Source organism: Flavobacterium sp., assembly GCF_031537875.1.
Classification (GTDB): domain Bacteria; phylum Bacteroidota; class Bacteroidia; order Flavobacteriales; family Flavobacteriaceae; genus Flavobacterium.
The window spans coordinates 101,047-116,868 of record NZ_JAVKNB010000010.1 but is presented as its reverse complement, the minus strand read 5'-3'; the positions used below and the strand labels follow the sequence as shown (position 1 = coordinate 116,868).

Annotated in this window: 13 protein-coding genes; 8 read left to right on the top strand and 5 right to left on the bottom strand. The window is 35.2% G+C overall.

What is annotated here, in order from left to right; genetic code table 11:
- Positions 1 to 10 precede the first annotated feature (10 nt).
- Positions 11 to 3,022, bottom strand: coding sequence for a tetratricopeptide repeat protein (locus RMR09_RS05715; RefSeq protein WP_310594837.1), 3,012 nt, complete (start codon positions 3,020 to 3,022; stop codon positions 11 to 13).
- 167 nt (positions 3,023 to 3,189) lie between these two features.
- Between RMR09_RS05715 and RMR09_RS05710 the strand changes: the two genes are divergently transcribed.
- The 8 genes from RMR09_RS05710 to meaB all read left to right on the top strand — a co-directional run bounded on the left by RMR09_RS05710 (position 3,190) and on the right by meaB (position 11,641).
- On the top strand, positions 3,190 to 3,873 hold the full coding sequence (locus RMR09_RS05710) for an ATP-binding cassette domain-containing protein (RefSeq protein WP_310594836.1): 684 nt from the start codon (positions 3,190 to 3,192) through the stop codon (positions 3,871 to 3,873).
- 5 nt (positions 3,874 to 3,878) lie between these two features.
- Complete coding sequence (locus RMR09_RS05705) at positions 3,879 to 4,664, top strand: RNA methyltransferase (RefSeq protein ID WP_310594835.1); 786 nt, start codon at positions 3,879 to 3,881, stop codon at positions 4,662 to 4,664.
- A gap of 82 nt (positions 4,665 to 4,746) precedes the next feature.
- Positions 4,747 to 6,966, top strand: a complete 2,220-nt coding sequence (locus tag RMR09_RS05700; protein ID WP_310594834.1) for a RelA/SpoT family protein — start codon at positions 4,747 to 4,749, stop codon at positions 6,964 to 6,966.
- 73 nt (positions 6,967 to 7,039) lie between these two features.
- Entirely contained in the window at positions 7,040 to 7,498 is a 459-nt protein-coding gene (locus RMR09_RS05695) for a transcriptional repressor (protein WP_310594833.1), read from the top strand.
- 49 nt (positions 7,499 to 7,547) lie between these two features.
- The gene (locus RMR09_RS05690) at positions 7,548 to 8,819 is read left to right on the top strand and encodes an adenylosuccinate synthase (protein WP_310594832.1); all 1,272 of its coding nucleotides are present in this window, start codon (positions 7,548 to 7,550) and stop codon (positions 8,817 to 8,819) included.
- Between the two features lie 75 nt (positions 8,820 to 8,894).
- A complete protein-coding gene (locus tag RMR09_RS05685; protein WP_310594831.1) occupies positions 8,895 to 9,914 on the top strand; it encodes a cellulase family glycosylhydrolase in 1,020 nt (339 codons plus the stop codon).
- Between the two features lie 5 nt (positions 9,915 to 9,919).
- Positions 9,920 to 10,501, top strand: coding sequence for a GDP-mannose pyrophosphatase NudK (gene nudK / locus RMR09_RS05680; RefSeq protein WP_310594830.1), 582 nt, complete (start codon positions 9,920 to 9,922; stop codon positions 10,499 to 10,501).
- A gap of 51 nt (positions 10,502 to 10,552) precedes the next feature.
- Positions 10,553 to 11,641 carry a methylmalonyl Co-A mutase-associated GTPase MeaB gene (gene meaB, locus RMR09_RS05675; RefSeq protein ID WP_310594829.1) on the top strand — a complete coding sequence of 363 codons (1,089 nt, stop codon included), beginning with the start codon at positions 10,553 to 10,555 and terminating at the stop codon, positions 11,639 to 11,641.
- Position 11,642: 1 nt separating this feature from the next.
- Here the strand turns inward: meaB and RMR09_RS05670 are convergent, their stop codons facing one another.
- From RMR09_RS05670 to mtaB, 4 genes are all read right to left on the bottom strand, one after another.
- A complete protein-coding gene (locus RMR09_RS05670; RefSeq protein WP_229317172.1) occupies positions 11,643 to 11,870 on the bottom strand; it encodes a hypothetical protein in 228 nt (75 codons plus the stop codon).
- A 24-nt stretch (positions 11,871 to 11,894) separates the two neighbouring features.
- Entirely contained in the window at positions 11,895 to 12,803 is a 909-nt protein-coding gene (locus RMR09_RS05665) for a prohibitin family protein (RefSeq protein ID WP_310594828.1), read from the bottom strand.
- A 78-nt stretch (positions 12,804 to 12,881) separates the two neighbouring features.
- Positions 12,882 to 14,255, bottom strand: a complete 1,374-nt coding sequence (locus RMR09_RS05660) for an MATE family efflux transporter (protein WP_310594827.1) — start codon at positions 14,253 to 14,255, stop codon at positions 12,882 to 12,884.
- Between the two features lie 43 nt (positions 14,256 to 14,298).
- Positions 14,299 to 15,627 carry a tRNA (N(6)-L-threonylcarbamoyladenosine(37)-C(2))-methylthiotransferase MtaB gene (gene mtaB, locus RMR09_RS05655; protein WP_310594826.1) on the bottom strand — a complete coding sequence of 443 codons (1,329 nt, stop codon included), beginning with the start codon at positions 15,625 to 15,627 and terminating at the stop codon, positions 14,299 to 14,301.
- Positions 15,628 to 15,822: the final 195 nt, after the last annotated feature.

Here is a 15,822-nt window from a genome sequence, read left to right as displayed (position 1 = left end):
GTAGTGTTTTTTATTCTTTTAGTATTGACGAATTCGTTTTGGATTCCTCTGCTTTGATAGCATCTAAATCGGTTTGCGCTTTAGCAACAATCTCCGGAAAATCAGTAAAGTTTTTGATAACACTTTCTAATATAAATGTTGCTTGATAACTATCTTTTAAAGCATAAAAATTAGCTGCCATCAACAACAATCCTTTGGCTCCAAAATACTTGTAATCCGAATAATTCTTAGCTAATTGTTGTATCACTGCGTTAGAGTCTTCAAATTTGCCTTCTTTGTTTTTGAAATACGCATCAAAATACAACGCCTCTGCCCCTAATTCGCCTTGAGCAGTAGCTAATTTTTCGTACCCCGCTTTGGCTTTGGCCTCATCACCCGTTTCCATGGCAGAGCGTGCTACTACAATCTGAGCATCACTTCTTACATCTGCTTCTGTTTTAGGATTGTCCAATACTTTTTCAGCATATACTACAGCGTTAGCATAATCTTTCTTTTCGTAATACAATTTCATCAAATTGGCTTGTGCAAAAGTTTTATTTTGCAACAAATCAGCTTCAGTTTCAATTCGAGATAGAACCACAATGGCTTTTTCCACTTCTTTTGCCTTCAAGAAAATTTGTCCCAAACGCATTAAAGAAGACTCTGTGAATTCATTTCTAGGCTCCCCAATTACATATTCATAATTAGCCGCCGCTTTCTCTTCTGAACCGCTCGAATAAAGTGATTGCGCCAAATAAAAATGAGCTTGTAACGCATGAATTCCTTTTGGAAAAGCCGTCAAATACGCTCCAAATCCAGTAATCGCCTGATTTGTATTGCTTTGTTGGTATTGCTTTTCTGCTGACTCGTAGGTATCATTATCTAAATCAGCATCTGTAACTGCCACAAAATCTAAAGTACGAACCCAGGAAGCATATTCGTCTACTTTACCATTTTCAACATAAATTAATCGCGCGGTAGCAACCGCTTCTAAAGCTTCCGATGATTTTGGGTATTCCGCTACAACTTGTTTGAACTTTACCAATGCTGGTGCGTCTTTATCTGCATTATAATATACTAAACCTTGTCGTAAAATAGCTTTAGAAGTAAATGACCCTTTTTCAAATTCTTTAATTAATTGGTCATACGTTTTAATAGCTTGTTCATCTTTGTTTTCAGCAACATACGTATTACCTAACTCAAACAACGCATCGTCACGATATTCTGATTTTGGATAGAGTTGTAAAAACGATAACAGATTTTCAATCTTTTTCTCATTTTTACCCACAAATCCGTAAGAAATGGCTCTTTGATAAAAAGCATAATCAGCATCAACACTTTTTTGCTCAATTACTTTTGCATACGCTTCCATTGCTGGCCAATACTTTGAAGTTACAAATCGACAATCTGCTAAACGCAAATACGCATCATTCATACGCACTTTATCAGTCCCTTTTTCGATTTGCTTTTGGAAATAATTCCCCGCTTGATCGTATTCCTTCATTTTGAAATACACATACGCTATGTTATAATTACAATTTTTAAACTCAGGAGTAGTTCCTGCTTCAGCAAAGCCAATGAATTGTTTAAAGCTCACTAATGCGTTTTTAAAATCATCTAAAACAAATTGGGTTTCTCCTTTCCAAAACGTAGCTCTTGCCGTAATAGAAGCCTCTTTTTGTTGACTGATTGCTTTCTCAAAACGTTGTAAGGCTTCTTGATATTCTCCATCTGTAAAGGATTGTAAGCCACTATAAAACAGCACTTTTTGATAGGCTGATTTATTTTCTTGAGTTCCATTTTTCTCTAAAATAGCTAAGGCTTCTTTATAATTTTTAGAAGAAATATACGAGTCAATCAATAATTTTTGAATTTCTGATTGATTTGAATTTTGAGGATAGTGTTCTAAAAAAGTCGTCAAAATAGCCGGGACACTTTCATACGAATTCCCTATCTCATAACTTAATTTAGCATAATTCAAACTTGATTCTTCTTTTAACGAAGCATCAAAATCCATTTCTGAAGCATTTTTAAACGCATTCAACGCTTCTTGTTTTTTATTCAAATTCAAATAGCTCTGACCTAAATGGTAATACCCATTTTGTGAAACAAAATCTTTTCCGTCAATAATTTTATTGAATTGCGAAACGGCATTTTCAAAATCTTTTTGTTGGTAGTACGCAAAACCCAACTGATAAAAATCAGTATTCGACCATTTGCCATTTTTACCTTTATACAATTCCAAATACGGAATTGCTTTGACATACTCTTTTAAATTAAAGTAACTTTCGCCAATAATCTTATTCAATTCCGATTGTTCTGCAGGTGTTGATTTTGACATCGCCTGTTCTCCCAAATCGATCGCTTTTTGAAAATTACCCAACTTGAAATTCATATCCGATTGGTAATAGGACATGCGTTCTTTGTATTTCGATTCGGTTGAAACTGCATCAAAATATTGGGTAGCTTTTTTATAATCGTCTCCTTCATAAGCCATGAAACCCAAATAATATTTGGCTTGCGAACCATAATTTGGAGACTTCAATACTTTGTTCAAATAAGTGGTAGCTTCTTTTTTGTTTTTAGAAACAAAAAAACTGTATCCTTTTTGAAAAGAATACTTATCACTTTCGTTTATCCCCAAATACATTTCGTCTACTTTTTCATACCAAGACAAAGCCTTTTCATAATTTTCTTGTTGAAAATAGAAATGACCTATTTCAACACAAGCTTGATTTTTTTTAGTACTCGTTGGATATTCTGAAATAAAACGCTCCAATAAGTTTCCTGCATTGGGTTGGCGTTCACGAATGGCACACATAGCGGTATAGTACAAACAATCAGATTGTATTTCTTGAGCAACAGCACTTAACTTCACTCGGTCAAAAACTAATTTTGCAGAAGCATATTGACCTGCATTATATAACGAAACTGCCGTTTCGAAATCTTTTGAATTAGAATTATATATAGTTGATTTTTGAGCGGAAACCGAAAAAGTTCCCCAAAAAAGTAGGACAAATAAAATCCCAGTAAGTCTACGCATTGTGATTTTTGTTTAAAATTCAAATGTATCATATTATACGGTGTATAACGTAGTGGTTGTAGTATTTATTATGAACAATTGTTTTAACAAAAAATAAAAAAAATTACGATTGATAATTGTAAATTGCCAATTGATAATTACTTTTACAACATAAACAAATGCAAATTATGTCACAATCCATTTTATCGTTAAGAAACGCTACTATATACCAAGAAGGAAAAACCATTTTATCTGACGTAAACCTTGAAGTAAATCAAGGCGAATTCATCTATGTTATTGGAAAAACAGGTTCAGGAAAAAGTAGTTTATTGAAGACTTTATATGCTGATTTAGAGCTTAAAGAAGGAGCTGGACATATTGTAGATTTTGATTTAGCAACCTTAAAAGAAGATGATATTCCTTTCTTGAGAAGAAAAATAGGAATTGTTTTTCAAGATTTTAAATTGCTTCCAGACCGTACCGTTAAAGACAATATGCTTTTTGTTTTAAAAGCAACAGGCTGGACTGACAACGACGAAATGCTTAACAAAATAGACGAAGTATTGGATAAAGTAGGCATGAAAGATTTTGCTAACAAAATGCCTCACCAACTTTCAGGTGGAGAACAACAACGCGTTGCCATAGCAAGAGCCTTGTTGAATGACCCAGAATTAATTTTAGCGGACGAACCAACAGGAAACTTGGATCCACAAACTAGTGCTGAAGTATTAGAGGTGTTGCGAAAAATCAATGCCAATGGAAAAACAGTTTTGATGTCAACCCATGATTATGCTTTGTTAGTTAAATTTCCTTCAAAAACTTTAAAATGTGAGGATGCTAAAATTTTTGAAGTAGTTCAAAAAACAGCTTAGTCCTAATGAAGCAAATTAGTTCAGTTCAAAATCCATTTATAAAATCCTTAGTGTTATTGCAGGAAAAAGCAAAAGCACGTAAACAAACTGGCACTTTTTTAATTGAAGGTCAACGCGAAATCAATATTGCCATCAAAGGTGGATACGAGCTTGAAACGGTACTTTTTTTACCAGAAGTTTGCTCTGAAAAAGAAGCCCAACAATTGGCTCCTAAAGCTGAATTAATCGAAATCAATAAAGAGGTATATCAAAAATTAGCCTATCGCGATACTACCGAAGGTATTTTGGCTGTAGCCAAAACTAAATCGACACTTTTATCGGATTTAAAATTATCCGAAAACCCTTTAATTTTAGTCGCCGAAGCACCTGAAAAACCAGGTAATATTGGTGCATTATTACGCACTGCCGATGCTGCTAATTTAGATGCCGTGATTATTGCCAACCCCAAAAGTGATTTATACAATCCTAATATAGTTCGCTCGAGTGTGGGATGCCTATTCACCAACCAAATCGCTACGGGAAGTACAGCCGAAATTATCGCGTTTCTGAAAGAAAAAAATATTCAATTTTATTGCGCAACCTTGCAGAATTCAAATGGCTATCATCTAGAAAACTACACTACACCTACTGCATTAGTTGTTGGTACTGAAGCAACTGGCTTAACTCAAGAATGGCGAGATGCCGCCACGCAAAACATTATTATCCCAATGCAAGGCGAAATTGATTCTATGAACGTGTCTGTCGCAGCAGCTATTTTGATTTTTGAAGCCAAAAGACAAAGAGGTTTTTAAATTATCAATCAAAAATATTCTCTCTATTCACTTGTGTATTTAGTCGGTTTTTTCTATTTTTAGAAATTGAACCCCGCCTACCATGACAGAAATAGATATCGAGAAAGAAAATAAGGCCATTGCCCAAGAATACAAGGAGTTACTTCGAATTAGTTACCAAACACTAACCGATAGTGACAAGAAATTGATTCGTAAAGCATTTGATGTAGCCGTTGACGCACACAAAGATCAAAGAAGAAAATCAGGCGAAGCCTATATTTTCCACCCAATAGCTGTGGCAAAAATTGTCGCTTCTGAAATTGGGCTGGGTGCTACTTCTATTGCTGCAGCCTTATTGCACGATGTGGTCGAAGACACACCTATTACTGTTGAAGACATTGAACGTCTTTTCAATCCCAAAGTAGCTCAAATGGTAGAAGGATTGACGAAAATCTCGTTGGTTCAAAAAGATTTAAATGCTTCCATTCAAGCCGAGAATTTTAGAAAAATGATTCTTACGCTGAATGATGATGTCCGAGTAATTCTTATAAAACTTGCTGACCGTTTGCACAACATGCAAACTATGGAATCCATGCGAGAAGACAAGCAAACCAAGATTGCATCAGAAACCTTATATATCTACGCTCCTCTCGCCCACCGTTTAGGTTTGTACAACATCAAAACTAAACTCGAAGATTTAGGACTAAAATACACTGAACCTACCGTTTATAATGATATTTTAAGCAAAATCAAAGAAACTAAAGAAGAGCAAGACGCTTACATCAAAGACATTTCAGATGTTCTAAAAAAATCTTTAGACGAAGAGGGAGTGGAATACGCTATTAAAGGCCGACCAAAATCTATCTATTCTATTCGTAGAAAAATGAAAGCGCAAGGAGTTAGTTTTGACGAAGTCTATGACAAATTTGCTTTACGAATAGTCTATAAATCAAACCCACACGACGAGAAGTTTTTAGCTTGGAAAATTTACTCCATTGTAACTGACCACTATCGTCCGAGTCCAAGTCGTTTACGAGATTGGATTTCGTCGCCAAAATCAACTGGTTACGAAGCCTTACATATTACAGTCATGGGCCCCAAAGGACGCTGGGTAGAAATTCAGGTTCGAAGTGAGCGAATGGATGAAATTGCCGAAAAAGGCTACGCTGCGCATTATAAATACAAAAACGGAGCAACTGAAGAAAGTGGATTGGATGTTTGGCTCAACTTATTGCGTGAAGCACTAGAAAATGCTGAAACGAATGCAGTTGATTTTGTAGAAGATTTCAAAATGAATCTATATTCCAAAGAAATCTTTGTGTTTACACCAAAAGGCGACATCAAATCATTACCAAAAGGTGCTACTTCACTCGATTTTGCTTTCGGAATCCACTCTGAAATTGGAATCCGCACCCGTGGAACTCGTGTCAATGGAAAATTAGTCCCTCTTAATTATGAATTAAAAAGTGGTGACCAAATTGAAGTAATCACGTCTCCTAATCAAAAACCAACCACACATTGGTTAGATTTTGTAACAACCGCAAGAGCTAAAACTAAAATAAAAAATGTCCTTAATGAGGATACTAAGAAAATTGGCGAAGAAGGAAAAGAATTACTAACACGTAAACTGAAACACTTAAAAATTAATTTGAATGAAAAAACAGTTAATGAATTAGTTAATTTCTTCAAATTAAAAACAAGTTTAGATTTATTTTATCGCGTTGGAATTGGTGCTATTGAAAATCAACAATTAAAAGATTATGCTGCTCAAAAAAGCAATACGTTTATTAGTTTTTTCAAAAACAAAATCAAGCGTAATGCCAACACGCCCGACGAAGAAATCAACAAACCAATTGTTAGCAGCAATTATGATATGCTTGTTTTTGGGAAAGAGCATGACAAATTAGACTATAAATTTTCTTCTTGCTGCAGCCCAATTCCGGGAGATGATGTTTTTGGTTTTGTAACCGTGAATGACGGAATTAAAATTCACAAAAGCGATTGCCCTAACGCTATTGGATTACAATCTAACTATGCATACCGAATAATGACTGCCAAATGGATTGATTCTACTCAAGAAGAATTCAAAGCTATTATTAAAATTACTGGAATGGATTCGTTAGGATTGACCAATCAATTAACCAAAGTAATATCCAATAATATGCATGTGAACATTCAGAGTATCTCTTTAAGTACTGAGGCAGGCATATTTGAAGGACAAGTAACCGTAGTCGTTCAAAACAATACGATTTTGAAAAAATTAATTAACAATATCAAAAAAATAGAAGGTATTGAAAAAGTAAGCCGCGTATACACCTCGTAACTATTTTTCAACAAAAGGCAAACTTATCAACTGAACTTTAGAGTTTAACCAAAAAAAATTATCTTTGCAGGATATGACACTTATTTCCACAGACAATAATAAAAATCAAGAAATTGTAAAAAACGTTTTTACACTATATCTTGAAAAGAAAGGGCATCGCAAAACTCCAGAGCGTTATGCTATTCTTCAGGAAATTTACGAAAGTGAAGAACATTTTGATATAGAAAACCTCTACATCAAAATGAAAAATAAAAACTACCGTGTCAGCAGAGCTACTTTGTACAATACAATCGAATTGCTTTTGGATTGTGCTTTAGTGCGCAAACACCAATTTGGACAAAATCAAGCCCATTACGAAAAATCGTATTTTGATAAACAACACGATCATATTATTATGACCGATACGGGAGAAGTAATTGAATTCTGCGATCCAAGAATTCAAACCATCAAAAAAACAATCGAAGAAATTTTTGATATTGAAATCACCAATCACTCTTTGTATTTATACGGAAATAAAAAAACAAACAACTAATTAGAATTACACAATTCTACCAATACAAACAACACAAATAACACACAGAATGACCATAGATTTACTACTAGGATTACAATGGGGAGATGAAGGAAAAGGAAAAATCGTTGATGTATTAACTTCTAAATACGATATTATCGCGCGTTTTCAAGGGGGACCAAATGCAGGACATACTCTAGAATTTGACGGAATCAAGCACGTTCTTAGAACGATTCCTTCTGGAATATTCCACAAAACAGCAGTAAATATCATTGGAAACGGAGTTGTTATTGACCCTGTAGTTTTTCAAAAAGAAATTGAAGGTTTAGAAAAATTCAATATTGACATCAAAAGCAAATTGATTATTTCTAGAAAAGCACACTTAATCTTACCAACACACCGTTTGTTAGATGCTGCTTCTGAAACAGCTAAAGGTAAAGCTAAAATTGGCTCTACTTTGAAAGGTATTGGACCAACGTATATGGACAAAACCGGTAGAAATGGTATTCGTGTAGGAGATATTGAATTAGCTGATTTTAAAGAAAGATACCGTGCATTGGCTGACAAACACGAAGAAATGATCAAATTCTACGATGTAGCCATTCAATACAATTTATCCGAAATGGAAAAAGAATTCTTTGAAGCTATCGAAGAATTGAAAAAATTAGACTTCATTGATAGTGAAGAATATTTACACCAAGCTCAAAAAGCAGGTAAATCTATCTTGTGCGAAGGAGCTCAAGGATCGTTATTGGATGTTGACTTTGGAACCTATCCATTTGTAACTTCATCTAATACTACTGCGGCGGGAGCTTGTACTGGTTTAGGAATTGCACCTAACAAAATCAAAGAAGTTTTTGGGATTTTTAAAGCCTATGTTACTCGTGTAGGAAGTGGGCCTTTTCCAACAGAACTTTTTGACGAAGATGGTGCTACTATGGCTAAAATTGGAAATGAATTTGGTTCTGTAACAGGAAGACAAAGACGTTGTGGATGGTTAGACTTAGTCGCTTTAAAATATGCTATCCAAGTAAATGGTGTTACGCAATTAATGATGATGAAAGGCGATGTTCTTTCTGGATTCAAAACCTTAAAAGTATGTACTGAGTACAACTACAAAGGAGAAAACATCAGCCATTTCCCTTATAACATTGAAGAAGAAAATGTAACACCAATCTACAAAGAATTTAAAGGATGGCAAGCTGACTTAACTGGAATGACTACCTACGATGAATTACCAAAAGAATTAAAAGAATACATCGAGTTCATTGAAAAAGAAGTGGAAGTACCTATCAAAATTGTTTCTGTTGGACCAGACAGAAAACAAACGATATTAAAATAGTTATTGAAAACGCTCTGAAAATTCAGAGCGTTTTTTTTTATAAATGCATACATTTACTTTTTAAAGTGATTTCAAGTGAAGTATCAACATTGTATTCTCAAATCGTTTCTTTTACTTTTCTTTTTTGGCTCCTGCCAAAAAGAGGAAAGTAGTATTAATAGCAATTCAGGATACCAAATCGCTAATTCCAATATTAGCTATAACTCAAAAAACATCCAACTCATTGGTGCGAATACTTTTCATGTATTTGGTGCCGGAAGTGCGGATATGAATTCTTGGAATCTTGATATTGCTAGAGAATTTATTGGCAACATCAAAGAGACTCCTCTAACTGGGAATCCTATTCAAGATAGCCATGCAGCCTACCTATATTCTATTCAAAACATTGTTAATGAAAATAGAAAACAAAATAAAATAAGTTGGATTTGCGCTTTTGGTTGGGATGGAAATCAAGCTACTCTTTTTACTGGAAAATCTCCCGCAACTACATTTTGGTGGGAAGACTATAAAGCAAAACTACGATTGTGGGCTATTCAATTTAAAGATCAAAACGATGTTTGGATTGAAGTTTGGAATGAACCTTATCGCTACGATCGTGCCGATGGTTATACTGATGCTATTTGGTTACAAAACATGAATGAGTTAACTGAAATAATCCGTACCACTGGAAATAAAAACATAGTGGTCATTCCTTGTGCCGAACAAGGGCAAGATGAAAGTGTATTATTAAATAAAGGAAATGCATTTTTGGTGGGTAAATCCAATATTCTATTTGATATTCATGCCTACGAAAAATGGTTGTTAGACTCCCCTACCAATATGAACAATCGACTTAACGCATTAAATCAATCTAATATACCTATCATTTTTGGAGAAACAGCACCAATGAATGCTGGTGTTTTGATGAACCCTGAGCCGTTTTTAAACTTGATTTATGACAAAGGAATTTCTGTTTGTGCTTGGGTTTGGAAAAGAGACGAATCCGATCAAGATGCATTAATGACCCAAAACGGACTTCCTAATAACATCAACAATAACAATTGGGGAACTACTTTTAAAAATCTAGCCCTTAAAACCAGAAATCCAAAACCTTAATTGTAATGAAAAATCCAACAATAACGATACAAAAAACCGAATTGCTCTCTGATAATTGGTACCTCTTAAACAAAGTGACGTTTGACTATCAAATGGACAACCAGGAATCCGAAATTCAAGTTCGAGAAGTATACGATCGCGGTAATGGCGCTGTAATTTTGTTGTATAACAGTGCTAAAAAAACAGTGGTATTAACAAGACAATTTCGACTACCCACTTACTTAAATGGCAATACATCAGGTATGGTAATAGAAGCTTGTGCTGGATTATTGGATACCGAAAATCCAGAAGAATGTATTATTCGTGAAACAGAAGAAGAAACAGGTTACCGCCTTTCATCTGTAAAAAAAGTGTTTCAATCGTATATGTCTCCTGGATCTGTAACAGAAATTCTACACTTTTTTATTGGTGAATACCAATCCGAAATGAAAGTTTCTGAAGGTGGCGGACTTGCAGAAGAACACGAGAATATCGAAGTACTCGAATATTCATTTGATGAAGCCTACCAAATGATTGCTTCTGGAGAGATAAACGATGCGAAAACTATTATGCTATTACAATATGCCAAAATAAATCTGGCTTTGTAAAGCAAACAACTACGTTTATTTTTAGTATTTTTACTATTCAAATGAATTGCATTGGCATCTAAAAAAACACATTCTTCGGCACTACAAGAAAAAGCTGGTATTTCACAACCCGAAACTATCAGCACTCTATCCGTAGAACACATTCAGCAATTTAGAAAGCTACAACCTTCCGCAGAAGAATTAGTGGAAGGAATTTTAGCAGGTAATATCACTTCTTTAAGTCGTGCTATTACTCTTGTTGAAAGTACCAATCCTACTCATTTAGCAAAAGCCAACAGCATCATTAACGAATGTTTACCTCATGCCAATCAATCCGTTCGAATAGGCATAACTGGCGTTCCTGGCGTTGGAAAAAGTACGTTTATTGAAGCCTTTGGAAAACACTTAACAAGCCTTGGAAAAAAAGTAGCCGTTCTGGCTGTAGACCCAAGTAGCACGATTAGCCATGGAAGTATTCTAGGGGATAAAACCCGAATGGAAGAATTAGTTAAAGACCCCAATGCTTTTATTCGTCCCTCGGCATCAGGAGAAACTCTTGGTGGTGTTGCTAGAAAAACTAGAGAAACAATTACACTTTGTGAAGCTGCAGGTTTTGATACCATTATTATTGAAACTGTTGGCGTAGGTCAAAGCGAAACCGCTGTTCACAGTATGGTTGATTTCTTTTTATTACTAAAAATAGCAGGTGCTGGAGACGAACTTCAAGGCATCAAACGCGGTATTATGGAAATGGCGGATGCTATCATCATCAACAAAGCAGACGGAGACAACATTAAAAAAGCACAATTCGCTAAAGTCGAATTCAATCGTGCCTTACATTTATTTCCTGCAAAAAAATCAGGTTGGACACCTACAACAGCTACTTGCAGCGCCATCACTTCTGAAGGCATCCCCGAAGTTTGGAACACTATCAATGAATTTATAAACTTGACCCAAACCAATTCGTATTTCTTTCAAAAACGAAAAGAACAAAATCAGTTTTGGATGCTGGAAACCATCAACGATCAATTGAAATCGCATTTTTATAGCAATACAGCAATTCAACAATTACTTGAATCTACAAAAAAAGCGGTGCAAAATGATGAAATTTCACCCTTTGCAGCCGCTACTATATTATTGGAAACGTATTTTAAAAAATAATCTATTCCTCGTATCGACCGATTTCGCGATCGTAAAATTCATTCGCTTCAACAATCAAAGCTTCCATTTCGGCATTCAATTCTGCTTCATCTAAATCTTCAGCTTCTTCCATAAACTCTACCTCATCGTCTTTCAAATTAATGATAAAACGAGGATAATCTAAGTGAATGATAAAAATATCATCAGGAAAGTCGGTATTGTCGCCTAGTAAAAATTTTGGTAATTCCATTATATGTGTTTAAACGTTAATCTATTATTTATCTGAAAGTATAACTGGTGCATTCCCTTTACCATTCATAAAAATGATTTTGGTATTGGGTGAAGCCGCTAATTCTTTTTGTGCTTTAATTTGTTCGTATTGCAATTGTTTGTCTGACAAACCTGTTGAAATAATTCTTTGATAATCAGCAATACCTTGTGCTTCTACTCGTTTACGTTCTGCTTCTTGTTTTTCTTTTTGCAAGATAAACGTCATTTTTTGAGCATCTTGTTCGGCATTAATTTTACTTTCGATAGACGCTTTTACTGAACTTGGCAAATTGATATTTCTAATCAACAATTGCTCTAAAATCAAACCTCTCGTTTTAAAGTCCGCTTCGATAGTTTTGAAAATACGTTGTTGAAATTCATTTCTTTTAGTCGAATACAAAGCCACCGCATCATAATAAACTGCGTTGTCACGAATACGGGTTCTAGTTACAGGGCGAACAATTTTATCAGTGTAATTAACCCCAATTTGTTTGAATATTTTAGGAGCTGATTCTGGTGAAATTCGGTATAAAACGGTCAAATCAATCACTACTTCTAATCCATCATTTGAGAGTACTCGAATAGCATCATCTCCTTCTTGTGCGCCTTCGCCATGGATGGCTGACATGGTATAATTTTGAGTTTGAATATCAAAATCAGTAACATCCAAAAGTGGATTGATGATATGCAGTCCGCTTTCTAAAACATCTGTATCAACATTTCCATACAATGATTTTACACCTACTTTTCCGGCGTCAATTTGTTTGAACATCGACGAAAAAAGTCCTAGAGCAATTACCACAAAACCGATTAATTTTAGAACGTTCGAATATTTAGAAAAAGGGGTGATGTTGTTTTTTAATGAAAAACTCAACAACAACAAAATAATTCCAAGAATAATAAATACTATCATTTTTTTTGATTTAGGAGGGTTAAACTAAGTGTTTGACGAAAAATGAAAACGACTGTTACACGTTTTAGCAATTAATTACTAATTTTCTAAAACCAATCGCTTCGAGATTCTCGCAAAGCGAATATACAAAAATAAAGCTGCCGCTGACAATCCTGCCAAAAGTCCTATCCAAATTCCAACTGCTTTCAATTCGGTATAGCGTCCTAAATAAAATGAAATTGGAAAACCAATCAACCAATAAGCCACAAAAGTAATATACATTGGAATTTTTACATCCTGTAATCCACGCAAAGCTCCCAGAACAACTACTTGAATGCCGTCTGACAATTGAAAGACTGCTGCTACTAAAAGTAACTGAGCCGTAATTCCTATAATTTCCTGATTATCTACATATTGAGCTGAATCTCCCATATTTAAGAACAAATGCGGCAAATAATTATGAAAAATTACAAATATAATCCCGAATACCGTTTCCAAAATTATCGCTAATAAAAAGATAGAACGTGCTACCACAATCATGTTTTTATAATCAGCCATTCCTTTACTATGACTTACCCGAATCATTGCCGTAACACTCAATCCCATTGCTACCATAAACGTAGAGGAAGCTAGGGTCAATGCAATTTGATTGGCTGCTTGATTATTTTTTCCCAATGAACCTGAAAGCCAAATCGCCGCAGTAAACAAAGTCACTTCAAACAACATTTGCATTGCTGAAGGTAAACCGAGATCAATAATTTTTCGCAACATCGATTTTTTAATTTCCCTAAAACTAAAATGCTTGAAATAGTTGCTAAATTTTTCATTATGTCGCAACAACAAATGAAGAAAAACTACCATCATAATTCGAGAAATAACGGTTCCTAAAGCAGCACCCAAAATCCCCAATTTAGGAAATATCCATACCCCATAAATCAAAACATAGTTGAAAAAAATATGCACCACATTCGCCATAAAAATAGCGTACATCGAATATTTGGTTTGAGATAAACCATCGGCAAACTGCTTGTAGCCTTGGTACATAATCACTGGAATCAATGAAAAAGCCACCCAATCAATATACGGAGCTGCCATATCAGCAACTATTTTAGGCTGATGCATGAAGTACATCAATTGTTTAGACAAAACCGTTACGATGAATAATACCACTCCTAAAACCGTACACAATAATAAACCGTGATGCAAAGTAGTTCTAATTTTTTTATTATCTTGTTCAGCATCAGCCTCCGAAATTAATGGTGTAATCGCAGTCGAAAATCCAATTCCTAATGACAACGCAATAAAAATAAAACTGTTCCCTAAAGAAACCGCAGCCAATTCAGTAGAACCCAAATTTCCCACCATAAAGTTATCCACGATTCCAATCAAGGTATGTCCCAACATACCCAAAATAACTGGATAAGCTAGTTTAATATTATACGAAAACTCTTTGGTGTAAGTAGCTAATTTCAAAATAAGTTTAGGATATTGAAAGGCAGTTGCCTTTTGATTATGGTTAGGCTAAAGCTTCCACAAATTGAACGCGAACAGTTCCGTCTTCGTCAATATGGGTCAACTGAATTTTGTGTAATGTATTGGCCAATTCGGGATTCCAAGGCGCTTTCACTTTTACATAGTTTTCAGTAAATCCGTGAATGTAGCCTTCTTTATTTTCCGTTTCAAATAAAACGGTTCTTTCTGTTTCCAACTGACTTTCATAGAAAGCACGACGTTTTTTAACCGATAAGCCACGAAGCATTTTACTGCGTTTAGCACGCACATTGGCAGGAACAACGCCTTCCATTGCAGCTGCTTCGGTATTATCTCGCTCCGAATACGTAAACACGTGCAAATACGAAATATCCATTTCGTTCAAGAAATGATAGGTTTCTAAAAAATGCTCTTCTGTTTCGCCTGGAAAACCAACAATCACATCCACACCTATACAGGCGTGAGGCATCACTTCCTTAATTTGATTGACTCTGTCGGTATAGACTTCACGCAAATAACGACGTTTCATTAATTTCAAAATCGCATTACTGCCTGATTGCAACGGAATATGAAAATGAGGCACAAAAGTTTGACTTTTGGACACAAAATCAATGGTTTCATTTTTTAGTAAATTCGGTTCAATAGACGAAATACGCAAACGTTCAATACCTTCCACTTGATCCAAAGCTTGCACCAAATCTAAAAACGTATGTTCGTGTTTTTTATTCCCAAATTCGCCTTTGCCGTAATCACCAATATTCACACCAGTCAATACAATTTCCTTGATGTCTTGCTCTGAGATTTCTTTGGCATTTTGCAATACATTTTCCAAAGCATCACTTCGAGAAATACCTCTTGCCAAAGGAATCGTGCAATAGGTACATTTGTAATCGCAACCGTCTTGTACTTTTAAGAATGCACGAGTTCGGTCGCCTATCGAGTAACTGCCTACATAAAAATCCGCTTCGGCAATCTCACACGAATGCACTTCACCAAAATCATTTTTAGATAAATCATTCACATAATCGGCCAGCTTGAATTTTTCTGTCGCACCCAAAACCAAATCCACTCCATCAACATTTGCTAATTCTTCTGGTTTCAACTGCGCATAGCAACCCACCGCTGCCACAAAAGCCTTGTCGTTCAACTTCATTGCTTTTCGCACCACTTGTTTGAATTGCTTATCGGCATTTTCGGTTACAGAACAGGTATTGATCACATACATATCTGCCACTTCTTCAAAATCCACACGATCAAAACCTTCGTCTTGTAAATTACGTGCAATAGTAGAAGTTTCCGAAAAATTCAGTTTACAACCCAGCGTATAAAAAGCTACTTTTTTTCTTTCTGACATTCTTTTGATTTTTTGGGCGAAACCCCAGGCAGATTATTCAGTTTATAAAAACCCGTAATTCTCAGCCTGCGGTCGGGCTATACGCTCTATCTTTTGTTCCACTTACGCTTCACAAAAGGATGCCGCTGCTCTCCCTTTCGCGGGACAAAAATACGTACAAAAAACAACATATAAAACAATGGATTATTTAGTCAC

Coding starts and splice junctions, on each gene's coding strand:
- RMR09_RS05700 (WP_310594834.1), top strand. CDS start 4,747: ATGACAGAAATAGATATCGAGAAAGAAAATAAGGCCATTGCCCAAGAA.
- RMR09_RS05690 (WP_310594832.1), top strand. CDS start 7,548: ATGACCATAGATTTACTACTAGGATTACAATGGGGAGATGAAGGAAAA.
- RMR09_RS05715 (WP_310594837.1), bottom strand. CDS start 3,022: ATGCGTAGACTTACTGGGATTTTATTTGTCCTACTTTTTTGGGGAACT.
- RMR09_RS05670 (WP_229317172.1), bottom strand. CDS start 11,870: ATGGAATTACCAAAATTTTTACTAGGCGACAATACCGACTTTCCTGAT.
- RMR09_RS05665 (WP_310594828.1), bottom strand. CDS start 12,803: ATGATAGTATTTATTATTCTTGGAATTATTTTGTTGTTGTTGAGTTTT.
- RMR09_RS05710 (WP_310594836.1), top strand. CDS start 3,190: ATGTCACAATCCATTTTATCGTTAAGAAACGCTACTATATACCAAGAA.
- RMR09_RS05705 (WP_310594835.1), top strand. CDS start 3,879: ATGAAGCAAATTAGTTCAGTTCAAAATCCATTTATAAAATCCTTAGTG.
- RMR09_RS05695 (WP_310594833.1), top strand. CDS start 7,040: ATGACACTTATTTCCACAGACAATAATAAAAATCAAGAAATTGTAAAA.
- nudK (WP_310594830.1), top strand. CDS start 9,920: ATGAAAAATCCAACAATAACGATACAAAAAACCGAATTGCTCTCTGAT.
- mtaB (WP_310594826.1), bottom strand. CDS start 15,627: ATGTCAGAAAGAAAAAAAGTAGCTTTTTATACGCTGGGTTGTAAACTG.